The sequence below is a fragment of the Comamonas trifloxystrobinivorans genome, assembly GCF_043359985.1.
In the GTDB taxonomy this organism is placed as follows: domain Bacteria; phylum Pseudomonadota; class Gammaproteobacteria; order Burkholderiales; family Burkholderiaceae_C; genus Comamonas; species Comamonas trifloxystrobinivorans.
Genome location: NZ_JBHZGV010000016.1, coordinates 42,306 through 65,025, shown reverse-complemented (window position 1 = coordinate 65,025; position 22,720 = coordinate 42,306). Strand labels below are relative to the sequence as shown.

General features: G+C 57.4%; 26 protein-coding genes. 20 read left to right on the top strand and 6 right to left on the bottom strand.

The window, feature by feature from the left end; all coding sequences use genetic code 11:
- The first annotated feature begins 9 nt into the window (after positions 1-9).
- The 4 genes from ACFIQF_RS19275 (at position 10) to drt2 (ending at position 4,695) form a co-directional block, all read left to right on the top strand.
- Complete coding sequence (locus tag ACFIQF_RS19275; RefSeq protein WP_393945265.1) at positions 10-531, top strand: SLATT domain-containing protein; 522 nt, start codon at positions 10-12, stop codon at positions 529-531.
- 4 nt (positions 532-535) lie between these two features.
- The gene (locus tag ACFIQF_RS19270) at positions 536-1,312 is read left to right on the top strand and encodes an SMODS domain-containing nucleotidyltransferase (RefSeq protein WP_393945264.1); all 777 of its coding nucleotides are present in this window, start codon (positions 536-538) and stop codon (positions 1,310-1,312) included.
- 724 nt (positions 1,313-2,036) lie between these two features.
- A complete protein-coding gene (locus ACFIQF_RS19265) occupies positions 2,037-3,038 on the top strand; it encodes a site-specific integrase (RefSeq protein ID WP_393945263.1) in 1,002 nt (333 codons plus the stop codon).
- A gap of 367 nt (positions 3,039-3,405) precedes the next feature.
- The gene (gene drt2, locus ACFIQF_RS19260; protein ID WP_393945262.1) at positions 3,406-4,695 is read left to right on the top strand and encodes an antiviral reverse transcriptase Drt2; all 1,290 of its coding nucleotides are present in this window, start codon (positions 3,406-3,408) and stop codon (positions 4,693-4,695) included.
- 266 nt (positions 4,696-4,961) lie between these two features.
- Here the strand turns inward: drt2 and ACFIQF_RS19255 are convergent, their stop codons facing one another.
- From ACFIQF_RS19255 to ACFIQF_RS19240, 4 genes are all read right to left on the bottom strand, one after another.
- A complete protein-coding gene (locus ACFIQF_RS19255) occupies positions 4,962-5,318 on the bottom strand; it encodes a cupin domain-containing protein (RefSeq protein WP_012435589.1) in 357 nt (118 codons plus the stop codon).
- A gap of 133 nt (positions 5,319-5,451) precedes the next feature.
- The gene (locus tag ACFIQF_RS19250; protein ID WP_011514928.1) at positions 5,452-6,012 is read right to left on the bottom strand and encodes a chlorite dismutase family protein; all 561 of its coding nucleotides are present in this window, start codon (positions 6,010-6,012) and stop codon (positions 5,452-5,454) included.
- 674 nt (positions 6,013-6,686) lie between these two features.
- The gene (locus ACFIQF_RS19245) at positions 6,687-7,409 is read right to left on the bottom strand and encodes a hypothetical protein (protein WP_393945261.1); all 723 of its coding nucleotides are present in this window, start codon (positions 7,407-7,409) and stop codon (positions 6,687-6,689) included.
- Between the two features lie 131 nt (positions 7,410-7,540).
- Positions 7,541-8,677 (bottom strand): tyrosine-type recombinase/integrase, encoded by a 1,137-nt coding sequence (locus ACFIQF_RS19240; RefSeq protein WP_393945260.1) that lies wholly within the window; start codon positions 8,675-8,677, stop codon positions 7,541-7,543.
- Positions 8,678-9,040: 363 nt separating this feature from the next.
- On the opposite strand from ACFIQF_RS19240, the gene ACFIQF_RS19235 reads away from it, so the two are divergent.
- The 7 genes from ACFIQF_RS19235 (at position 9,041) to ACFIQF_RS19205 (ending at position 13,836) form a co-directional block, all read left to right on the top strand.
- Complete coding sequence (locus ACFIQF_RS19235) at positions 9,041-10,348, top strand: tyrosine-type recombinase/integrase (protein ID WP_393945259.1); 1,308 nt, start codon at positions 9,041-9,043, stop codon at positions 10,346-10,348.
- A gap of 306 nt (positions 10,349-10,654) precedes the next feature.
- Complete coding sequence (locus ACFIQF_RS19230) at positions 10,655-10,972, top strand: type II toxin-antitoxin system RelE/ParE family toxin (RefSeq protein WP_393945258.1); 318 nt, start codon at positions 10,655-10,657, stop codon at positions 10,970-10,972.
- 3 nt (positions 10,973-10,975) lie between these two features.
- Positions 10,976-11,278 (top strand): addiction module antidote protein, encoded by a 303-nt coding sequence (locus ACFIQF_RS19225; protein WP_393945257.1) that lies wholly within the window; start codon positions 10,976-10,978, stop codon positions 11,276-11,278.
- A gap of 105 nt (positions 11,279-11,383) precedes the next feature.
- Complete coding sequence (locus ACFIQF_RS19220) at positions 11,384-12,058, top strand: hypothetical protein (protein ID WP_393945256.1); 675 nt, start codon at positions 11,384-11,386, stop codon at positions 12,056-12,058.
- A gap of 383 nt (positions 12,059-12,441) precedes the next feature.
- Positions 12,442-12,759: a hypothetical protein gene (locus tag ACFIQF_RS19215; RefSeq protein ID WP_393945255.1), complete on the top strand. Its 318-nt coding sequence runs from the start codon at positions 12,442-12,444 to the stop codon at positions 12,757-12,759.
- Positions 12,756-13,562, top strand: a complete 807-nt coding sequence (locus ACFIQF_RS19210; protein WP_393945254.1) for a hypothetical protein — start codon at positions 12,756-12,758, stop codon at positions 13,560-13,562. Before ACFIQF_RS19215 ends, ACFIQF_RS19210 begins: the two co-directional genes overlap by 4 nt.
- Positions 13,555-13,836, top strand: a complete 282-nt coding sequence (locus ACFIQF_RS19205; protein ID WP_393945253.1) for a helix-turn-helix domain-containing protein — start codon at positions 13,555-13,557, stop codon at positions 13,834-13,836. Before ACFIQF_RS19210 ends, ACFIQF_RS19205 begins: the two co-directional genes overlap by 8 nt.
- A gap of 106 nt (positions 13,837-13,942) precedes the next feature.
- Here ACFIQF_RS19205 and ACFIQF_RS19200 read toward each other — a convergent pair whose 3' ends face one another.
- Complete coding sequence (locus tag ACFIQF_RS19200; protein WP_393945252.1) at positions 13,943-14,242, bottom strand: hypothetical protein; 300 nt, start codon at positions 14,240-14,242, stop codon at positions 13,943-13,945.
- Positions 14,243-14,569: 327 nt separating this feature from the next.
- On the opposite strand from ACFIQF_RS19200, the gene ACFIQF_RS19195 reads away from it, so the two are divergent.
- From ACFIQF_RS19195 to ACFIQF_RS19170, 6 genes are read left to right on the top strand one after another with little or no spacing between them, the layout of a single operon-like run.
- Positions 14,570-14,887, top strand: coding sequence for a hypothetical protein (locus ACFIQF_RS19195; protein ID WP_393945251.1), 318 nt, complete (start codon positions 14,570-14,572; stop codon positions 14,885-14,887).
- 2 nt (positions 14,888-14,889) lie between these two features.
- Positions 14,890-15,354: a hypothetical protein gene (locus ACFIQF_RS19190; protein ID WP_393945250.1), complete on the top strand. Its 465-nt coding sequence runs from the start codon at positions 14,890-14,892 to the stop codon at positions 15,352-15,354.
- On the top strand, positions 15,351-15,563 hold the full coding sequence (locus ACFIQF_RS19185; RefSeq protein ID WP_393945249.1) for a hypothetical protein: 213 nt from the start codon (positions 15,351-15,353) through the stop codon (positions 15,561-15,563). The genes ACFIQF_RS19190 and ACFIQF_RS19185 overlap by 4 nt, the downstream gene beginning before the upstream one ends.
- Positions 15,553-16,491, top strand: a complete 939-nt coding sequence (locus ACFIQF_RS19180) for a toprim domain-containing protein (RefSeq protein WP_393945248.1) — start codon at positions 15,553-15,555, stop codon at positions 16,489-16,491. Before ACFIQF_RS19185 ends, ACFIQF_RS19180 begins: the two co-directional genes overlap by 11 nt.
- Positions 16,492-16,543: 52 nt before the next feature.
- Positions 16,544-18,427: a DUF927 domain-containing protein gene (locus ACFIQF_RS19175; protein WP_393945247.1), complete on the top strand. Its 1,884-nt coding sequence runs from the start codon at positions 16,544-16,546 to the stop codon at positions 18,425-18,427.
- Between the two features lie 14 nt (positions 18,428-18,441).
- The gene (locus ACFIQF_RS19170; protein WP_393945246.1) at positions 18,442-18,915 is read left to right on the top strand and encodes a hypothetical protein; all 474 of its coding nucleotides are present in this window, start codon (positions 18,442-18,444) and stop codon (positions 18,913-18,915) included.
- 84 nt (positions 18,916-18,999) lie between these two features.
- Here ACFIQF_RS19170 and ACFIQF_RS19165 read toward each other — a convergent pair whose 3' ends face one another.
- Positions 19,000-19,218, bottom strand: coding sequence for a hypothetical protein (locus tag ACFIQF_RS19165; RefSeq protein ID WP_393945245.1), 219 nt, complete (start codon positions 19,216-19,218; stop codon positions 19,000-19,002).
- 510 nt (positions 19,219-19,728) lie between these two features.
- Between ACFIQF_RS19165 and ACFIQF_RS19160 the strand changes: the two genes are divergently transcribed.
- The 3 genes from ACFIQF_RS19160 to ACFIQF_RS19150 are packed head-to-tail and all read left to right on the top strand — an operon-like array spanning position 19,729 to position 22,497.
- Positions 19,729-19,947, top strand: a complete 219-nt coding sequence (locus tag ACFIQF_RS19160; RefSeq protein WP_393945244.1) for a helix-turn-helix transcriptional regulator — start codon at positions 19,729-19,731, stop codon at positions 19,945-19,947.
- Positions 19,940-20,533: a hypothetical protein gene (locus ACFIQF_RS19155; RefSeq protein WP_393945243.1), complete on the top strand. Its 594-nt coding sequence runs from the start codon at positions 19,940-19,942 to the stop codon at positions 20,531-20,533. Before ACFIQF_RS19160 ends, ACFIQF_RS19155 begins: the two co-directional genes overlap by 8 nt.
- Positions 20,533-22,497, top strand: a complete 1,965-nt coding sequence (locus tag ACFIQF_RS19150) for a hypothetical protein (RefSeq protein WP_393945242.1) — start codon at positions 20,533-20,535, stop codon at positions 22,495-22,497. Before ACFIQF_RS19155 ends, ACFIQF_RS19150 begins: the two co-directional genes overlap by 1 nt.
- Positions 22,498-22,720: the final 223 nt, after the last annotated feature.

The following is a 22,720-nucleotide window of genomic DNA, read 5'->3' as shown; positions in this document are numbered from 1 at the left end:
GAGGACGCAATGACCGGGACAACCTCAATCGATCAGGCCAAGAGTTCCGCTCTTCGCAGAGAGGCTGAGCGCCTGGAAGAAGACACCCTCTATTCGAGCAAGGGGCATTTCAATGCCGAAGACACTTGGGTGCGGCGCAACTACTGGTTGGGAGTTCCGGCAACCATTCTCGGAGCAGTTGCCGGAGCGACGCTGATCAAGAGCCAACCTGAATGGGCGACAGCGTTCACCCTCCTAGCATCGTTGCTCACAGGGTTAATGACTTTTCTCAAGCCCAACGAGCGCGCGGCATTGCACCGGGCAGCCGCTGGTCAGTTCCTTTCCCTTCGGAACGAAGCACGGTTCTTCAGGGAGATCGAGTTGCTTCAGTCTGATCGACTGGACGAACTCACAGAGCGGCTGAAGGCGCTTTCGACAGCGCGCAATGAGTTGAATTTGAAAAGCCCAAGTATTCCGCGTCGAGCGTTTGTTGCTGCGCGAAAAGGAATCGAAGAAGGCGAAGCCACCCACAAAGTGGACAAGGAGGAATGACAGCATGTCGGTATTGAGTTTTCTGACGGACACGGCCAGCAGCGCGGTGCTTTCATCAAGCGAGCAGTCATCAATTGCGACATCGATCACGACGCTTCAGTCCCGAATGGCGCTGCACTTTGACAGCGGTGCTATCGCGCAGCACTTTCGATTCGGATCGTCAACGCGGGGCACGATCTTGCCTCGCTCAATGGATGAGCAGTCCGATATTGATTACATGGTGGTCTTCAGCGATGGCAGCGCCACCCCGCAGACGTACCTGAATCGATTAAAGGCTTTCGTCGAAAAGCGGTATGGCTCGTCGGAAATCTATCAGTCTAGCCCGACCATTGTTCTCGAGTTGAACCACATCAAATTCGATTTGGTGCCAGCGACGAAAACGTGGCTTGGCGAACTTCAGATTCCGAACGGGACGGGTGGCTGGATGACCACGAACCCGAACGACTTCAACGCCACTCTTGAAGCGAAAAACAAAGAGCACAAGTCACTGATCAAGCCCACCATACGTCTTTTCAAGTATTGGAACGCAACCGCCGGATTCCCGTTTCAATCATTCGAAATGGAGAAATGGGTCTGCGGCCTGAGCTTCTGGTTCCTTGCGAATCAGAAGGACTACTTCCTTGCGGTTATCGAAAACCTGAACACCAGCTCGTCGTACTCGCAGAGGGTGAACAATGAGATCACACGCGCAAAGAGCATCGTGGCCAATGTCAGGCAGTACGAAAAGGATGAGATGCCGGTAACGGCTGAGATCGAGATCAAGAAGTTGTTTAGGCTCTGAAGGGAATTTCTATGGTATTGAACCTGGCAAAGGCCGTACTTGGTTAGCGGAAGGAACGGCCTGACAAGAAGCTGAATGCACTTTAGATAAGGTAATCTCGGACGGCTACCGTTCAGCAGGGGCTAACGGCGCAACATACCGCTGCAGTTGAATCTGCATGTTCGGATCACGGCATTGGTGTGGAAAATCGCATTGCGCGCAAGGGTGGTGGTGAACTATGGGGTTGCCCAAAATTTTCGAATTGTCGAGCTGTCCGGCAGCTGCGATAGCGCGATAAATATTCCAATTGCCTGGCTGCCAATAGCCTGAGAAAATAGAGAAGAACTTCTCCGCTATGTTGAGGTGCGCAGTTAAATCGCTGGGTTTATCTGGAGACTGCACCTGCTCGATGGTCGGCACTACTTGGCCGTCTCTCGATCCCATCTTGAGCTAGTTCAGTTTTCCGCCCCCATTTTTCAGTCTTATTTTTTGTAATTGCGCGCGAAGGCTTCGTACGTAAGCACTTTCCAATGGCGCTGGTATGACTTTCAACCACTTGGATGTAGTTCTTTCTACTCCACAGCGACAGCTCCAAAATTTTAATGTGCTGGTCCTCAGTAATCACAAATATTCAAATTTACTGGTTATTGATAAGACACAGTTATCGACTGCTAGATAACCACCAAAACGGCCCCATTCGCGGGCCGTTTTTTATTGTTTTTCTAACCCTTCCATAGGACTCACCATGAAGAAAATTCGCACTCCACAGGAGGGCGCTGGCGAAGCTTTGTCTGCTCGCAGCACCACAGCATCCAACACCATGCCGCAAACGCCGCCAGAGGGCGTTTTGAGCGGTTTTTCGGCTATTGCCGAGCAGTTCATCGCAGCAAGCCAGTCAGCCGCCACCAAACGCGCATACGCCTCAGATCTGAAGCATTTTTTCGCCAACGGCGGGACTATTCCAGCCAGTCCAGCGGTTTTGGCCGAGTACCTGGCCCAGTGCGCGGAAAAATTGTCGGTAGCTACCCTGGAGCGACGGCTCACCGCGATCCACAAGGCTCACCTCGAGAAAAATCTGGAATCCCCGGCCCGAGGCGAGACCGTGAAGCGCGTGATGCAGGGCATTCGCCGGACACTGGGTACCAAGCAGCGACAAGTCCAGCCCATGGTCAAAGACGATCTGCTTGCGGCGCTGGTGATGATCGACCAGCAGAAGATGCCTATTAAGGCCGCGCGTGATCGCGCCTTGCTGCTCGTTGGTTTTGCGTCGGCCATGCGCAGGTCGGAGCTTGTGGCGGTGCAAGTGGAGCATTTGACGCACCTGCCTAATGGCGTGGAAATTTTCTTGCCGTCCAGCAAGACCGATCAAGAAGGCCAAGGGCGGACAGTTTTCATCCCCCATGCCAACGGAGAGCGTTGTCCAGTGCGAGCCCTCGCGCATTGGCTGGAAGTTTCTGAAATCAACGAGGGGTTTGTGTTTCGTGCCGTCAGCCGCCATGACCGCGTTGCGCGTCAGGGGTTGTCAGCGCAGTCGGTGGCGCTGGTGGTAAAGGCTTCGGTGGCGCGTGTTGGCGGGAACGCGAAGAAAGTCAGCGGCCATAGCTTGAGGGCTGGCTATTGCACAAGCGCAGCGGAGAAAGGTCTGCAGCCATGGCAGATACGTGAGCAAACCGGACACAAGTCTGACGTGACACTTGCCAAGTACATCCGCCCCGTAGCCAGGAGAAAAATTCCAAGTCTATTGTGAAAGGTGCTTTCTAGCTGCTGCGATTGCGCACCGAGGGCTCGGCTGCTGGGGCTGTGCCTCGTCTCAAATGATGCAGCAACGGGCGACTTGTTAGCTCTAGTAATGTGCTAGGCTAAGGGGCCTTTGCCAATTGGGGCAAAGGGTATGTCACAGGATGTCAAGCCACCCGGCCCAGCCGGACCAACTTGACAGCTGCACTTGGATGTTCAACCTCATGGTCACCTCCAGGAAACTGTACGACATTGCTAACACGCGTGGCGACGCTGTGCCTTGTGCATCGCAAGATGGTGATGAGTTATCACTCGGTTAAGCCGGGGTGGGTGCTGGAGATTGCCACGGTCTCATCTCATCCCGGTTTTGCTACTCAATGACTAGTTCTGCCTCACCAGTACCGGCTTGGTACAGAAAGCGTCGGTACGTTCACTTTGACGAGCCTATCGGCCTCGCAAAGGCAGAGAAACTGGTGACCGATCCATTGGCCGTAGCCAGGCACGCGTTCTGGCCGCTGATCCGTTTCGAGATCGAGACGGTCAAAATTCGGCAGGACAAGGTCACTGGCAAGATTTCGTCTAAGGAAAAACTGCGAGAGATCTCCTATGCTGCGCATTCCGACTCGCAGGTCTTCAGTTACTACTGCCAAGACTTGGCAGCGCGGTACGAGCAGGAAATCTCCAAGCGCGGCTTGTCCGAATCGGTGCTGGCATTCCGCTCTCTCGGCAAAAACAACATCCACTTTGCCAAACAAGCGTTCGACCGTATCAAGTCTCTCGGCAGTTGCACCGCGATCGCGTTTGACATCACGAAGTTCTTCGACACGTTATCCCATCGGCTGCTGAAGCAGCGTTGGAAAGGGCTGCTGGGAGTGACCGAACTCCCAGCAGATCATTATGCGGTGTTCAAGGCGGTTACTCAATTCGCTATTGTTGATCGCGACAAGGCGTTCAAAGCCTTAGGCGTGTCCGTTCATAACCCGCGGTGTGGCGGCCGTCGACGTCTTTGTACGCCGCAGGAATACCGAGACATCTTGCGCAACGGAAAGCTAATCCAGACGAACAATGGCGGTGTGGGAATTCCACAAGGGACAGCGATCAGCGCACTTCTCTCGAATCTTTACATGCTGGAGTTCGACAGTGCGGCGTTGACTTTCGCGCAGTCGAACGGCGGGACGTACTTGCGCTACTGCGATGACATGCTCTTCCTTATGCCGCTGGGCATGAAGGGGCCTACCGAGGCGTTCGTTATGGCAGAACTGAAGGCGCTTGAGGTCGACATCAACGCTGACAAGACTGATTCGTGCGACTTCACGCTGAGAGGGGGACAACAGATCGCGGATCACCCGCTGCAGTATCTCGGGTTCATGTATGACGGACAGCGGGTCGTTATTCGATCTGCCGCCTTTGCAAAGTTCTCAAGCCGCATGAAGCGGGGTGTGTCTCTTGCCAAGCAGACGAGGCGGAGAAAGAACAAACTCCGTACGCGACTCGGCGCGCCGGAACGCGAGCTGTATCTGCGAAAGATCTTCACCAGGTACTCTCACCTTGGCAAACGAAACTTTTTGCGTTACGGCTACAGCGCAGCCGACATCATGAAGTCTCAAGAGATCCGCAGACAGTTACGTCCCTTGTGGGCGCGGTTGCTCGACGAGATAGCTGAGTAAGGCCTGCCTAGATTGCGGGTGCCTTGGTGGATCGGACCGTCCTTGCACAACGTGAAATGGCTGGGATGCGCGAGCCATGGAAGCAGTCGTTCATCAGTGGCAAGACGTGACCGCTATTGACCGTCTGAAATCGACCCGTTGCAGACCCCCAGACATATGGAAAGCTGACGCTCAACGTGGAGTTAGCCGGCGCGGCGCGGCTTCATCGCGCAGCGTCCGTGTTGATGGATGGGTTAGAACTCTCTGGGGCACACATTTGAGAAAGACTATTTTTCAGCCAACGCAAAACCCGCGTTGCCAGATGCAACCACTGAGACAAATACAAACGGCACTGGACTAGTATTTAGAGCGCCATGCACTTGGCCAGGTTTTGCTATGGCAATATCTCCAGCCTTTAGATGAGCGACTTTGCCGCCTCCTTGGTAATACTCAGCCTCTCCAGAGATAACCGTCCAAGTATCTTGGCCGTCCGGGTGAACATGAGCGGTTATTTCTTGCCCAGGATGGGCATGCCAAACAACAACTGCTGAGTCCTTGGTTTCCAGAACCACTGAACGAATTGGTTCGCCGTCAGACGGACGAATATATTCTGTTACCGAAAATATTCTTGATTCCATTTCCATATCCACTCCAAAAATCAATTTGGCTTGAGAAGTTATTACAGAACAACTGTATCCGAGAGTTCTACGTTGCCGATAACCGGCCCGAAACGGCGGCGCAACGCGCCGCTGTTGGGGGTCCGTGTTCATCGGCGGGTTAGACCTGTGCTTGCGTAAGACGAATATCGACTTCTCGGTCGACGTATTTCCATTCCTCTGACGCACGCAGTTCGGAAAGCAGCCTGTTGAACTCAACCTCATGAATTGGCGCGTATTCGAACCAATTCAGAAAATCGAACGGTTCATTCTCTGAGAGGTCGCGGCAGTGGTGGAGCTTGCGCGCTACTGCAGGCAAATACTGAAGCCCGATTTGGACGTGCTTCGACTGTTCGAAAACGCTCCGGCGTTCGTCTTGCGTGAGCTCCCACCAAGCTGCGTTCTTCCGGATCGGTATTAGCGCACCGCACGTTGCTTCTGGGCGCGCCAGACCTTGCTGCTTCGCTACAATTTCATTCTTCTCTGCGCGCATGACATATCGTTCATTGCTGGTTATTCCACGAAGTATCCAGGGTGCATTGGTTTCAGACTGCAACTCTGAAGCGGATACGACGTTGAGCCTTTTGGCTTCAGGCAGGGGCTCGCCAACTCTCGTTTCGGCCCTGACAATCCGCCAAGGGCCAATGTCTGCGCCGACGAAAGCAAATAATCGTGTATCCATTTCAATCTTTCATGTGTGAATGTTTTAACTCTTGCAGCTTCGAAGAACCTATCTGCCGATCCCGTGATTGTGCATCATCGCCTCCGCGCAACTGCGACGACCGCCCGCAGCAATCACATTGAACTTTCGAATCGAAACTGCTGAAGCGAACCTACGCGGACGTACGGCCGCAGTCTGTGCGCTGCCGGACGGAGCGCTGCCAATTTGCGCCTACTGGCAGGCTGTGAGTGCGCGGATGGGCCAGCGACCTCCCTTCATAGAGGGAGCGAAGCAGGTCAGAGACACTATTGAACGTCCGCTACCGGGAAGATGCTTGACCGTCCGCAACTGGCCGATTGCTGCTGGTCAGCGGCGCAGTGGTGGACCAGATGGTCGTTGAGGTCGAGACCTTCTTCGATGTAGTCCGTAGCCGGGAATTGAAATCCCGCCTGCACGCGGTTCAAGACTAGCCGCAGCGGTGGCGAAAAACTGTCAAGCGTAATCGCTTCCTGAACCTGTGAGGCGATATGCGCAAGTCCCATCTCGGGACCAAGATGGGGTAGCGTTGAAAGGACGGCAGGTGGGTGGTATGACAGCCTGCTAGTAAATTCTGTTTATTTATACAGTATTTCGGATGTGTAGCAAACTCCCCGCCCGTGCCAGCCAACTTGGTGGCTTTCAAACGAGTCTTACTTTCACGTGTTCAGGGGTTTTACTGACCAGGACGAGCCCATACCAAAGAAAGCTTTGCAGCGTGGGCAAGTCTCAGCATAAACGCTGATCTTGGCGTCGCAGTTTGGGCAGATACCTTGGGGAGCTGCCGCATCTGCAATACGCCTGCGCTCGGCATCCTCTTGCCTGCGCAGAGCCTCTTCAGCTATGGGGTCTGGCCATGCGGGCGCTGTATTTAGATGAGACACCAACTCGGCAAACTGAGGCTCATCAATCTGACCCATGGCTCTGGCCGACTCAAGCACTGAAATGCGTTGTTCGCGCCACTGAGGGCTGCATGCGCGCATGCGCTGGAACACTGACGCCAGCACCACGCGCATGACGGATGGTTCCATCTTGTCGCAATGCAAGTGAAGCTCGCCAAAATTGGTGATCAAAGTGAGGAAGGTATGAATCTTGGTCTTCGTAGTCAGCCCGTTGAGAACTGCCGCGATCGCCATACCCTCTATAGCTCCTTCGACGCCGAAGCCGCCACCTACAAAACCGCCTCCACTGGTAACTGAGCCTGGCCCCGTGATGTTGAATTCGACTAACTCAAGGTAGGAAAATCGAGCGGAGCGTGTCTTGCCTTGAAGGATTACACATTTCTCGGTGAAAAGTGCATCCACTTGTTCACCTGATGAAAATGGGAATTCTGCACCTCCCAGACAAATAGTTCCTTTGAGATGTACTTCATTGAAATTCATGTGATTCTTGCTCGTACTTGAAGGAGTAAAACTGAATAGTCGCTGGAGATGCCATCAACTACATGCGTCATGGCATGGCGGTCTCTGTGAGACTTGAGAATCAGGTTCATGATCCGAGGGTCGTGGATTGGCTAGCTTTTTCTGGATCGCACATCGGGAGAGGGCTCCTTGGCGGTGCCAAACTTTTTTTCGTTCATGCTCCGGACCACATCGTCAATGTGAGATGGGGTCAAATGCGCGTAGCGCTCGCTCATCTTGACTGATTGATGGCCCAACACTTTGCTGATTGAGAGGAGGCTTGCTCCATCCATCGCAAGGTAGCTTGCCGTGGTGTGCCGCAAGTCGTGAAATCTAAACTCTTCAATGCCAGCCGATTTCAGTGCTGTGCTCCATGGCTTGCGAAGATCGACGGGCCGCTCTGCGTTTATGTAGCTCGGAAAAATCAGGCCAACGGCTTTGTTGTCTTGTCGTTCGCTCGCCGTCTTTCGGCGCCGTTCTTCGAGCATCTCTAGTGCAGGGGATGTGATCAGCACAGAGCGCGCTTTTTCGTTTTTGGTCTTGTCTGCTTCCAGATGCACCCGAGTGAGGCCCTGTTCCGGTACGGCATGAATGTCTTTCCATTCAAGACCCATGATTTCGCCCTTTCGCATGCCTGTCGTAAGCGCAAGTAGGACAACCAAGTACAGATCCGGGTTTGAGGAGCGTTTGCATGCATCAAGCAACGCTTCACGTTCAGCGTCGTTCAAGTAGCGAGTGCGTTCATTTTTGACTTTGGGACGCTGTACGTTCTTGACCGGCGAGGTTTCGCACCAGCCCCATTTACACGCCATGCTGAACGCATGCGACAGCGCCATGAGGTACCGCATAACGGTGGCCGGGGCAGGGGGCTTTCCCGTTCTTGTCTTCGATTTCTTTAGTTTGTCGATACGACGTGTCACAAGATCGGTTGTGACTTCAGACAGCGCGTAGTGGCCAAGTTCACTGATCCACCAAGCAATATGCGTTTTGTGATCTTTGCCGCTGTTGGCTTTGTCTATGAGTACGTAGTCGCGATAGCGCTCCAGCAGTTCTCGCACGGTGTATTGGCTGGCAGAGTTTTTCCGAATGGTCATGCCGGTTCGGATTTCGGTCTCCACCTGCATTGCCCACTGCTTGGCGTCAGTCTTTCGCGTGAAAGTCTTTGACTCGGGTGGGTGACCTTTGATGCGGACTTGAGCTTGGTAGCTCACGTTGCCGTTTTGGTCTTTGCGTTCACGGATAGCAGCCATGTTGTGTTTTGTGTACGGTCAGCGAAATGTGACGGCACAAAAACTGGCTAGAGAGAGATGGCACTGTTGTGCAGTGCTGCCAAATTGTGCCGTCTACTGTGACTTGAGTGTGACAGGAGACGGCACTTGGGGCAATAACGACTCGTAAGTCGTTGATTTTATTGGTGCCGGAGAGATGAATCGAACACCCGACCTTCTCATTACGAATGAGGTGATATTGGTATTCATTAGTGTAGAATTGTGTTGATGTTCTTATGTAAAACAATGGTTTATGAGGAAATCAAGCCTTCTGACTGTTGATTTTTATATGGGCGTATTCAATCAATTTGCCTACAGATTGCCTACAGATTCGGAGGTGGCGCGATGACAACCAAGAATAGGGTTCGCCTGACAGCGGGGCGGGTTGACGCGTTTGTGTGTCCGTCCGGCAAGTCGCAGGCCTTCTTGTGGGACACAGAGTCCCCGGCGCTGGCGCTGCGTGTTTCTCCAACAGGGCGCAAGACTTATGTGTTCGAGTCGCGCCTGAATGGAGTGACCTTGCGTATTCCTATTGGCACGGTGGCTGATTGGGCATTGGGTGATGCGCGTACCCGCGCCAGTCAGTTGAAGGTTCTCGTTGATAGCGGGCAAGATCCGCGAGAGTTGGAGCGCCAGCAGCAGTCGGTAAAAGAAGCCGAGCGTAGACAGGCACAAGCAAAGGCGCTGACGGTTGCCGAAGTATGGCCGCTGTACTTGGAAAATGGGAGGCCGAAGCGCAAGGACGAATGGAAGCCGCGCTACCTTGATGACCTCAAGAAAATGGCGGCCCCAGGCGGCGAGAAGAAGAAGCGTGGGCAAGGCCTGACGCGACCAGGGCCGCTGCACCCATTGTTGGCGCTGCCGCTTGCAAGCATTGATGAGGATGTGCTCAAGGCTTGGTTTGACTCGGAGGCCAAGAGCGGCAAGCACCAGGCTGCACGGGCGCTGATGATGTTTCGAGGCTTTTTACGCTGGTGTGCCTCAAGGCCAGAATACCGGGATCTGGCTGACAGAGAGGCGGGCGCTGCGCCGGCCATCTTGGAGAGTCTGCCGCCGAACACGCGCCGCACTGACAAACTTTTGCCCGAGCAAATTGCCGGGTGGTGGGCTGGCGCAGAGAGACTGACAAATCGCGTGCATTCTGTGTATCTGCGTGCGCTGGTCCTAACTGGGGCGCGTCGAGAAGAGGTTGCAGCGCTGCGTTGGCGTGACATTGATTGGCGCTGGAAGCGCATCACCATTGCCGACAAGGTGGAGCTGGCTCGGACCATTCCGCTGGCGCCGTACATGGCACATATGTTGGATAGCCTTCCCAGATCAGGCGAATATGTTTTTCATAGCGCCAGCGAGGTGGGTCATGTGAAGGATGCTCGCGCCAGCATGGCCAAGGTTCTGGCTGAGTGCGGAGTGGACCACCTGACCTTCCACGGGCTGCGCCGCACTTTCACCCAGACCGCCCGGCGCATCGTGCCTGCTGGTGTGCCTGCTCAAATATCTGGGCATAAGCCCAGTGCCGTGGCCGAGGGGTATGCCATTTTGGCGCTCGATGAGTTGCGGCCCTATATGACTCAGATTGAAGCGGAGTTTTTAAGACTGGCTGACGTGCAGTTCAGTGTGAATGATGTACCCGGCCAACTGAGGGCGGTGAAGTAGCGCCTCTGGACCCCCAAGGGCAAAAGCAGACACGTTTTGCAACCATCAATACGCGCGAGCTTGTATTTATGTGGTGGTACAGGTGGAACGGTGGAACAAACCACATAACACTATGATTTTTATGCAAAACTATGAGAGGATGGCTGTTCCACCTTGTTTTTTGTTGGTGGAACAGGTGTACCGCCATACATAGCATGCATTTATTGCTATTGTTTTTGAAGTGCAGCACCAGGAAATGCAGCATCAATCAAATGTCAGTGATAGTTGGCGCGTAGCATTTCTGTGAACGATCGATTACAATAGGCCATGCTCACCATTAAGCGCACAGCGGAATTTGATTCATGGCTATCAGGTTTGCGCGACACGATGACGCGCATCCGCTTGGCCAGGCGTCTGGATAAAGTGGCGCGCGGCCTGCTGGGTGACTGCAAGCCTGTTGGCGCTGGGGTGTATGAGCTACGTGAGGACTTTGGACCAGGCTGGCGCATGTACTACGCCCAACGTGGCGATGTGCTGGTGGTGATGCTTGGTGGCGGCGACAAATCTACCCAGCAAGCAGACATTGCAGCAGCCCAGGCCTTGGCCGCAACTCTGGAGCCCGAAGAGGGCGAGAAGAAGGAGTAATTCATGAGCAAGATCAAAATTGCAGATCTGCCAACTTTCGACATGGCGGAGTACCTGAAATCTGATGAGGACGTGGCCGCCTATCTCACGCAGGTTCTGGAAGAGGAAGACCCCGCAGAGCTGGCGCATGCCTTGGGGGTGATCGCCCGAGCTCGTGGCATGAGCGAGATTGCCAGCGCCAGCGGTCTAACCCGTGAGGCACTCTACAAAGCCCTGCGCCCTGGCAGCAAACCCCGCTTTGACACCATTTGGCGCGTGTGTACTGCACTGGGCGTGCGCTTGGTTGCGCAACCCGTTCACGCCTGATTGTTTCGTCTCAGCTAGGCCCGCTTCGAAACCGGGCTGAAAAGCCAGTCCTCCCGCTGGCCTGCTGCGACACCTATTTTGGGGGAGCGCATTCGGGAGGATGCTGTGGATTTTTCTGCTTGGAACTATGCGAAAAGCTTTCGACTGCATGAGGCAGCATGTTTGATTGCCGGCGTCATGCCGATTGCCAAGAAGTTTCCTACTAGTGAGGAGTTGCCGCCTCAGGCAAAGCCAATTCTTGTTCGGCTAATGTCTGCATACACTGAGTGGCTTCTCCAACAGCACTCGCCGCTCCGTCCGAAGGCTCTTTGTCTTGAGGGCTGTTTAGAAGTTGACGGAACAGTGCCAGAGTTTGTACTGAACGAGTTGACTGGTGCGCTTGTCAGCCGTGAAGCCTTGCACCGTTTTCTTACTGATTTTGGTGATGTGGGACATCAGCCAGGTTATGACTTTGGCCCTATTGGCGGGGTAGGGCAGGCGCGTCAAGCAGTCCTCCAGTCTCAAGGCGCACAAAGCAGCGAAGCTCAACCTGAGGCGGCAGACAGGATCAATAACACGATCGAGACCAAGGAACAAAGACAAGACCGTCGTTTGCAAGCTTGCATCGATGCGGGTTTGCCAATGAGCACTAAAGCTGCGTTGTCTCGCTTGCCCAATGGCGTGGGTGGGGTTGCGGACAAAGAAGGCGTGTCACGACAAGCGTTTTCAGCGGACGTGAAAGCTGCTTTAGAGCGTCGAGAAATTGCCAAGCGGGAGGGTGTTGTTGCTTACCGCGCATGATGCAAGTGCCTGCATTTTCCTGCATTTGCAGGATGCTTTCATTCGGCAGACGAAAATGCAAGCACCTGCATATGTGACAGCATGAATATGCATGGTAACTAATCGATATCGCTGTGACCTTGCAGCGTCATTCGATTATTGCCATGCATACATCTATCCAACATAGCTTTGCGACCAGGGGGCAGCACTTCCCCCCGCTAGAGCTGGAAACTCGTACTCACATTCCTACAGCGCAGTTCGCGTTCTATATGGGCCGTCGCCCGCAGACCGCAAGAGGGTGGGCCTGTAATGAAAGCGGCCCAATCCGCCCGATCCGCATTCATGGCCGCCTGGCCTGGCCTGTCGCAGAAATCAAGCGCCTTCTCGGTGTGGAGGGCTGCTAAATGCTCACCACTGACTTCATTGACCCCACCGAAGTGGGCGTGGTGCGCATCAGCACGCTGATGACCGCTGCTGAGCGCGCCTACATGTATGCCCAGGCCGTGAAAGCCACTGCTCAGTACCAACAGGCCTTGACCGATGCTTACGGAATCTGGCGCGAGGAAACCGGCAACCATGAGCACATTGAGCGAGGCTCAACCCAGTGGGAAACCATGATGGAGGCCACTGCACGCCAATATCGCCAGCTGCAAAACGCCAAGGCACGCGAGCGACGCGCCAAAAAAAGGCTGGTGGACTTTGTTATGGGAGGCGCAGCATGAATGCATTTACCCCTGCGATAGCAATCCCCACCATGACCAGTTTGGAGCTGACGGACTTCATCAACGATGACCGCAAGGCACGCGCGCAAGCTGTTGGCGCTGCCTTTCCGTCGCCGGGCTTTGCCAGGCTGGAGCACAAACACTTATTGGACAAGGTGCCTGATGTGCTGGGCGAAAGATCGGCCGAATTTTCGGCCAATCTACCCGATGCCTATGGTCGCCCGCGCCGCGGCTACCGTTTTGCCAAGCGCGAGGCCTGCCTGCTGGCCATGAGCTACAGCTACGCGTTGCAAGCCAAGGTATTCGACCGGATGACAGCGCTGGAAGCACGGGAAACCCTGCAGTCGCGCGCGTTAACGCCCGCCGAGATGTTCCTGCAGAACGCGCAAGCCATGGTTGAGGTGGAACGCCGGCAGATCGCTCAGGGTGAAGAGATGGCGCGCCTGTCTGAGTCTGTGGAGACGCTCATGGTGGGCTCCATGACTTTGACCGAGCGGCCGAGCAACTCGGAGTCCATCACGCACATTCGCCCGCGCATGTTGGCCAAATATCAACTGCCAGCCCGCATCGTTGATTTGGTAATGCGCCAGCTGCCGTATAGCCCAAAACCCGCTGGCATGGTGCGCAATCAGCGTGAGGAGGCCTTGGGCGCAAGCTACGCGGTGTTCTGGACCAAGGATGTGAATACCACGTTCGCACGTTTCGTTAAGGAGTGCACGCGAGTCACTGCCACGAAGGTGACGCACCCCGACATTCCTGAGCGCTTCACCTTGGCGCCGGGCGTGGAGGTGCGCCATGGCTAAACGCAAACACCACGCAAAATCCACAGCCGCCGATGCCCAGCGCGCCCGCGCACTGGAGGCGTTGCGCGCAGGTGCGAAAACCACCTACGACCTGCGCCGCCTGGGCCTTTATCAGGCGCCAGCTCGTATCTTGGAATTGCGCCGCCGTGGCTATGAAATCACGACAGAGCCTGTACAGATCGTTGATGCAGATGGTTTTATCCATGAGCGCGTGGCCCTGTACACCTTGATCAGCTCGCCAGCGAAGGAGCATAGCCATGCAGACCTGCAATAAAAAAACGCCTTGGGTCACGGGGGTGCACACCAAAGCGCTTTACGGATTTACTGCGCATTCTACTCAGGCCGGCCACTGTGCGTTTATCGTGGTTGGAGGCCGGGGTTTACTTTTTGCTGCTCCGGGTTGGGAAGAACCCGGCAATGATCCAACGAAAAATGAACCACACCAGGGTCAGAATAATGGCTGTACCTGCGGCGGCGATAGCTGCATCAAGAAACCTGCTGCTGTCAGTGGTGCATGGAGCCGCTACTCCCAATTCAGCGGCTCTATCAAGTATCCCCATTTGCTGATATCTGCGGCAAGAAAGGCGCGCGCTATCTGCCCACACGGTGCCAGTTACCCCCACCACAATCAGCAAAGAAAGAACGATATACAGCCGTTTGAGGCCTTTGATGATATTCATGCATCTAAATGTAGCATCGCCAAGTGCTATTTCTTTGTGGATGGGCGCGTATCGTTTCCCCGCGCGTCGTGCTATATTTGCGTGGCTGCGACAGTAAATCGCAGTGGGGATTGGCGTCCTCAAGTACTCTCTGCGACGCAAGCCGCAGGTTCTTCCGCAGAGTCATGCGGCTTGTTCGTTCGCGCCCCTTTTATGGCGGCTCGGGCAGGGAGCCGTAAGGCTCGCCGGTTTCCGCAGGGAGTGCCCGGTACGCCAACCTGTTCGAGCCGCCGCCCTGATTGGCGTCAGAGCGGTGGTTACATCAAACTGCACTCTCTGGAGGCCATCATGGCTCAGTCTTCCCCTGCGCAAGTTTTCGCGCCCACGCATCCCCACATCGTTCCCGGCCTGTCGCTGACTGATCCGCATTGCGCGGAAGTTCTCAACGCTCTGCCTGGCATGGCAGATCCAGCCCAGCACCAAGCGGTGACGACTGGCCGTCTGAGCGAAACCGCGCTCATCCAACTGCATGCGGACGCACACAACGCGTTGAGCATGGCGGCCTACATCCTGCGCCAGCCGCAACCTGACACTGCTGCAGCCCGCGCCAAGGCCATACAGGCCCTGCACGCACTTCGCAACCTGTCGCTGAGTCTGGAGGCGTAATCATGAAGACCAAAAACAACGCTGCCCGAGTGGCAGTGACGGCCGCTGCATGCGCGGATATTGCAACCAAGGCCAAGCCGCGGGATGTTTTTGATTGCATTGCCATGGATCTGCCCCGTGATCAATGGGAGTCTGCGATGGGCAAGAGCGAGGCCAACTCGGAGGCTGACAACGAGCAGCAACCTGTAGACATTCACGATATTTGCAGGCACAGCATGGCTTGCGGCTTTACCCGCGACCTGTCGCTAACTGAGTGGGAGGCGCGAGCGATAAACACGCGCTTGTATGGCTTGAACGCTATTTCGGCTTTGCTCATAGCGGCAGATGATGGCGAGGCTCTCAAGCTGAGCGGGTGGTTACAAGGTGGCCTGCACAACGCTCTGTTTGCGCTGGCCGAGGATGCGCAGGATGTGTTGCATCGTGCCAATGAGAAGGCCGAAAAAGCGGAGAAAGGCGGTGCAGCATGAGTACCAAAAGCAAAGTGCACTGGCTGGCTTGTCTGATGTTGGAGGCTGAAGCGCAGCCTGACGGCATGACTACTTCTCGCTACGAGCGCCTGCCAGGTCTTTACAACACCTCTGACGAGGCAATGGCCGTCGCTGAACTGGCCGCCAGCGCCCGCCCTGAAGCCATTGGCTACAGCGCAGTACGCGTGGGAGAGCGCCATGACCATTGAGCAATTCTCCCGAGCCATCGAGGCAGCAGGCATGGTGCCGCCCGATGTGATCCATGCTGATGGCTCGCTGCATCGCTTCAGCCCCAGCGGGCGCAGTAGCGATACTGCGGGGTGGTACGTAGTGCACAGTGACGGCATTCCCGCTGGGGTGTTCGGCTGCTGGCGCTCTGGACTGATGCAGACCTGGTGCGCCAAGGCTGACAACGCCATGACGCCGGCTGAACGCGAGGCCATGCGCCAGCGTGTACGGCAAGCCAAAGCCCAGCGCGACGAAGAACACCAGCAGCGCCAGCACATGGCGCAAGGTGCAGCGCATGCGCGGTGGGCAACTGCATTGGCGCGGCCGGCTGATGTGGCGCGCCACCCTTACCTGATTGCCAAGGGCGTGCAGGGCTTTGGTATTCGCGTTGAGGGTGACCCGAGCGCCGGCCTATTGCTGGTGCCCATGCGCGATGCCGCAGGCATGTTGCATAGCTTGCAGAGCATCACCCCCAGCGGCAACAAGCGCTTTTTGGCGGGCGGCCGCGTGCACGGCTGCTATCACGCCATTGGCCAGATCAGCACGGCATTGGTGATTGCCGAGGGTTTTGCCACGGCCGCCAGCATTCACGAGGCCACCGGATTGGCTGTGGCTGCAGCGTTCAACGCCAGCAATGTGCCAACGGTGGCCCGAGCGTTGCGGCAGAAGTACCCGGCCCTGCCCCTGGTGCTGGCTGCAGATGATGACTATGCCACCGAGGGCAATCCTGGGCTGACAGTGGCACGCCATGCCGCGCTGGCCGTGGCCGGCGGGGTGGCGGTGCCGCAGTTCCCTGCCCGCCGCTCCGGAGCGACCGACTTCAACGATTTGCACCAATTGGCCGGCCTGGACGCCGTGCGCGCCTGTTTTGCCGAGGTGCTGGAGGGCTTGTGCCATGAAAAGCAGTGAGAAAGAAACCACCGCTGTAGCTGCAGCTGTATGCCAGTCCGCGCAACGCCAGATGGACGCAGTCCAGACCTTGGCCGAGTTGTGGGAGCGTGTGGGCACCCATGTGCAGGTGCGCCGCAAGCCTGCAATGCCGCCCAAGACCTTAGCAAAACTTAGCATGCCCAATGCACACAACCCCATCCCCACCGAGCAGGAGCGCCCGCGCTTTGTGGTGCTGGACGAGGAGTACCGAGCCGCAGACGGCAGCAAGTACAGCCCTGGCGTCTGGCACTTTGGCATCAAGCCTGGCCGCGGCGAGGCACCGCCCACGCTCACACAGCGCCGTATCTGCGGCCCGCTGCATATTGAGGCAGTGACATTTGATGCTGCTGGCAACAACTTCGGGCGCTTGCTACGCTTCAAGGACACGCGTGGCCAGTGGCGCGAGTGGGCCATGCCCATGGAAATGCTCAAGGGCGACGGGGCAGACATGCGCGGCGTGCTTCTGGCCATGGGCGTGTATATCGACCCGAGTCCAGCGGGCCGACAGATGCTGGCCGTTTATCTGCAAAGTCAGACGCCTGCGCGGCAAATGGAGGCCGCAACGCAGACCGGGTGGGCAGGCGATGGCTTCAAGGCCTTTGCATTGCCAGACGGGGTTATTGGCCCCCAGGCGAGCAAGGTAACGTTTCAGGCTCAGGCGCTGCATGCCGACGAATACACCATGCGCGGCACACTGCCCGGCTGGCAGGCGGCCATAGCAGCGCCAGCAGCCGGCAACCCTATGATGGTGCTGGGCTTGTGCACCGCATTTGCGGGACCGGTGCTGGCGCTGGTGGGAGCGGAATCGGGCGGCGTGCACCTAGTAGGCGACAGCTCCACCGGCAAGACCACCGCATTGCAAGCTGCCTGCAGCGTGTGGGGTGGCGAGAGTTACCGCCGCAGCTGGCGCGCTACGGCCAATGGCCTGGAGAGCACTGCGGCACTGTTCAACGATGGCCTGCTGGCGCTGGACGAAATCAGCGAATGCGACCCGCGCGACGTGGGCGAGGTGGTGTACATGCTGGGGAACGGCCGCGGCAAGGCACGCGCCAGTCGCACCGGTAGCGCCCGCACGGTTGCCCGCTGGCGCAGCAGTGTGCTGTCCACTGGAGAGCGCAGTATTGCCACCAGCATGATGGAGGCTGGCCAGCGGGTGAAGGCCGGGCAAGCTGTGCGCCTGCTCGATATTCCGGTGCAGCGCACTTATGGCGCCTGGGATGTGTTGCACGGCCATGCCAGCGGCCCGGCATTTTCTGACGCCATCAAGCGCGCCAGCCGTCAGCAATACGGCACGGCCGGGCGCGCTTTCCTGGAGAAGCTGACGCGTGACACAGGCGCCCTGATTGAGTGCTTGGAGTCCATAAAGCAAGAGCTGCTGCAGGGGGCCAACGCCAGCGCCAGCAGCGGCGATGGGCAACCCGCCCGCGCTGCTGCACGCCTGGCTGTGCTGGCGCTCGCCGGAGAGCTGGCCACCGCTTATGGCGTGACGGACTGGGAGGACGGGGAAGCCACCAAGGCAGCGGCCGTGGGCTTTGGCGCCTGGCTGGCGCAGCGTGGAGACGTAGCCGGCAACATGGAACAAGAACAGGTGGCGCAAGCGGTGCGCAGCTTTATCGAGCGCCATGGAGACAGCCGTTTTTCTGACGCGGCCGGGCCGTTTGATGAAAAGCTGCAGGCGGTGCGCGACCGCGCTGGCTGGTGGAACAGCACCGCCGAAGGTATGACGTATTGGTTCACCACAGAAGGAATGCGTGATGCTCTCAAGGGCTTCGACTACCAAGGCGCCATTCGCGTTTTGCAAGCCCGTGGCGTGCTGCCACCTGCTGGCAAGGATGGCAAAACATCCCGCAAGCACCGCATTCACGGCCGCAGCGTGCGGGTGTATGAGGTGGCGGCCGATAAGCTACAAGACTGAGTAAGGAGGAGCACATGATGGAAACCCCAAAGGCAAGCGCGCTGCCCGTCATCGTCTTGCATCAGAGCAGCAGCGGCCAGGGCGTGGCAGGTGGACTACCTAAAGCACCAGCACCGCAAGTGGTGGATAAGCCCAGCAGGATGACGCAGGCTAAGCGCGCCGCCTTGGATGCGCTGGCTGTGTTGGGTGGCAACTTTTTCGAATGGGGCGCACCGCCTTATGCGTTATCGAAGGTCGCTGAGCGCCTGGGGGTGGACTTGTCCAACTTGGCCAAAACCATGCGCTTGCTGGAGCGTGATGGCTTAGTGGTGCGGGAGGTGGTCACCCGCGATTGCTGGAACGCCATCGCGCAACGCCACATGCCGCGCCGTTGCGTCTGCTACTGGCTGGCGGCCACGATGGCGCAGGACAAGGCCCGCGCGACGCAGTGGCGTGAGGGTGCTGCAGAACGCGCTCAAAGCGCCCTCGACCGTTTGTTTACACGCTAGATCCGTCGAACTTGGCTAGGCCACTTCGCCGGGTTCCTCATCTACATTGGTCAAACTGCCCAACCGGAGGGCGATGCAGTGACCCTATTCCAATTCAGCGGGCCAGCGCTTCAAACCCTTCAACACACCGTCATTGCGCACGCGGTACACCTTCAAGATTCCGGCAACATTGCGCAGAACAACATAGTGTTTTCCATCGACCGTTCGCACCTCGGAGGCATTGGAGGGTTGCAAGGGCTGCCCTTCAGTAGCGCTTCTGAAATGGGCTGCGATAGCGCGGTTGAGCAGGTTCTGATTATCCATAAGCTGAGCTCCATAAACTATGTTTGTGAAACAGAGTTTATGGCAAATTCCGATGTCATGCAATGACCCGGGTGGCGCGTCATAGCTTTAATCGAGCGCTACGGCCGAGTGTCAGAGGGTGTGCCGCGGCGGACCAGTCAATCCACCTGGACGAGTTTCAGCGCCGGTTCGTGCGACAACACAGTGCGTTCCATGAGGCATTTCACCTTGGGTTGCAGAAAGTGATTCCTGCGGCGGCCGGTGCCCACGAGCTTCAAAAAACTTCAGCTCGCACCTCATAAAACCTCATATTGCGACGCCTCTAAACCTGTCAAAACCTTACCTTGGGCCAGATAGCGTCAGCAGTCGGAGGCACCTAATTCCAGCTCACTGCGACCAATACGCGCGCCGTTGGCTCGTGCATTCGTGATTCTGGGGGCCCATAAAAAGGGAGCTTTTGGCTTGCGCAAGCAAACGCATCCTGATTGCCAACCGGTATGGGGTTTGGTCATTGGGGGTCAGGTGGCGACCATGGGCGACATGGAAAAAGAACTTCTTCGCCCATCCACCGCCGCAGCGCGCTACGACATGAGCCGTCGAACCTTCGACCGGCGCATGCGCGCTCCCGGCAGCCCGCAACCCATACGCCTGAGCCGCCGCATGGTGCTTTTCAAGCGCGCCGAACTGGACGCGTTTTTTAGCAGCATGCAGGCGCCCAGCGCTAACACCATGGAGGCTGTCAATGCTTGACCTTGAAAACCTGTCTCTACATGAGCAGCAAGCACTTGCCGATGACGAGAGATATCGCCAAAAAGGCGTTATTAACTTAGGCATGCAATCTCGCCCAAAACTTACTGATGCCGAGATTGCAGAAGAAACCCGCCTGAGTGCCGCACGCGCATTGCCCGACGAGCTATTCAGCAACGATCCTGAAATTCAACGCTTGCAAGCCAACCTGCATATCAAGGTGGCAATTGCCGAGAAGCACGCTCAGATTCGCCATTGGCTGGCAGAGCAACGTGCCCAACTTGGAGCTGCCGTTGATGATGCTGAGCGCGTGCTGATGCTCGCCATGTTGAAAGACGCTGCAGCGCAGGACGCAAGTTTTACGCAGGCCCGCGAAGCCATTGCAGCGTATGAGCAAGCTAAGTCCATGTGTGCATTTTCTGATGAGGTGCACGCCACCGTAACGGGACGCAGCTTGATGGATCGAGACGCACGAATTGCGGCCCGAGACCATGCACACCAAGCCTTGAAGGATCGGCTTTTTGAACTGAAAAAGGCGCATGTTGATGCGCTTGCCCAAGCTGGCCAGCAGAACGAAGGAGGTGTGTAATGCGCGGTTTTCAACCCAATGCCCAACGAGGCAAGGTCAACCCATTTGCCAACGGTGGCCCCGTGCGCGGGCCAGGCACTGGCACATCAGATGAGGTGCAAGACGAGGTGCCCAACGGCACTTACATCATGCCCGCCGACAGCACCCAGGCTGTCGGTGAGCAGCAATTGGCGGCGATGGGGGGCGGGCCGCGCGGCTTTGCACCGGCACAGAGTAAAGGCGTGCCTGTTCAATTGAGCAACGGCGAGTTCAAGCTGCCACCCGAGCAGGTGCATGCCATTGGTGTGCAGGCGCTCGACCAGATGAAGAACGCCACCCATACGCCCGTGGCGGCACGTGGCTTTGCGCCAGGTGCGGCCCAGGCGCAGCCGGAAGAGCCGCGCATGTTCTTCGCCGATGGCGGCGTGGTCCGCGGCCTGCCCGTGCGGCGTGGCTATTTCGACGGTGGCGCCGTGAGGGAAGACGAGCAAAAGCGCTCCAATTCTTTCGGCGATGCTGCCGCTGCCGTGGCAAGCCCTGGTGTCTCCCAGATCCCGGCGCCCGCGTCTGCTGCTCCCTCGGTATCAGCGCCAGCAAGCGCGCCCACCAGCCCCTCAAACATGTTCCCGGGCAGCCGACTGCCCGGCAATAGTGGCGCCACCAGTGCGCCGCCACCTGCGCAAGGTATGCCCGAGGCTGAGCGCGCGCGGGCCATTGCCCAAATCCCCATGGATACCTATGGGGCAGCGCCTGCACCTGGTCGGGCGCCTCTGCCTGCAACCAGCCAAGCGCCAGCACCAGCAGTCGCGCAGCCCCCGGCTGTTTCTGCCCCTGCACCTTCCCCTGTTGCTCAGCCATCACCACAGGCTAACCAGGTGATGCCGGGCGTATTCCGCAGTGGCAATAGTTATGGCGACAGCGCAACGGCAGCGGTAGCGGGCGCTCAGCCCCGAGGCTTGCCTTCGGCGCAGAACATGGCGGCCGCCGATGCGCTGGCCCAGCGCTCCGAGCAAGAATCTGTCGCCCGCATTGCCAGTGGGCAAACCGCACGCGGCTTTGCTGTTGCCCAGGCGCAGCCGCAAGCGGGTTGGTCGGGCGTGATTGGCAGCGACCCAGCAGCCGGCCGCGAGCGCAAGGAAATGATTGACCGGCTGACCACGCCACACAAGGGCTCACCCAACGGCCAGCTGACCCTGGGCCAGCTGAACGCGCTCAACAACCTGTACGACCGCGAGGCACGCACCGCGCAGGCCGAGGCCAACAACGCCACCAGCTTGCAGCAAACCCAGATGCAGGGTGATGCCAGTCGTGATGTGTCTGTGCTGCGAGAGGCCGGCGAAACCCGGCGAAGCTCTCTGCAGCAGGCGCTGGCTGATATTCGTGACCGGCGTACTGCGCAGCATCAGTCCTCCCAGAACGATATTGCCCGCCAGCGGCTGGCACTGGATGTGCAGAAGGCTGGGCAAGGCTCAATCCCTGCGGGCTACCGGGCGCGACAGGACGGCAGTGGCCTGGAGTTCATCCCAGGCGGCCCTGCAGATCCACGCAACAGCAAGGAATCTGTGCAGCAGAACAAGGACACGCAAGATGTGTTCTCGATCCTCGATCAAGCACGCCCTTTGCTGAAAACTGCAACAGGCAGCTATGCGGGCGCATTGACGGACAAGGTGGCGCAGGTTGGCGGGTGGTCCCCAAAAGGCGCCGATTCGGCTGCTCAACTCAAGGCACTGCAAGGCGCTTTGGTGTCGAAAATGCCAAAGATGTCTGGTCCACAGTCGGACAAGGACGTGCAGCTGTATCAAGAAATGGCTGGCCGGATTGGTGATCCGAATGTCCCCGCTGAGCAGCGCATGGCAGCCATGAAGACGGTCGAGGACCTGAACATGAAGTACTTGCCGGTGGCTACCGATGCTGGCGCCTACCAAGCGCTGCCAGCGGGCTCGTACTTCAAGACACCTGACGGATCAGTGCGGAGGAAGCAGTAATGGCAAACCCGTGGGATAACGACGAGATCATTCGCCCAGCGCCAAGTGCGCCAGCGGCAATCACTTCATCAACACCAGCAGCGACACCGCAGCCAAACCAAGGAATCGCAGCGCAAGCGGCGCCGCTTTGGGAGCAAGACCCCATAGTCCGCCCGGCACCAGGCGCTAACACTGCGCCTGCGCAAGCCGGCGTGCCAACTGGTGGAACTCCAGCACCAGAGTC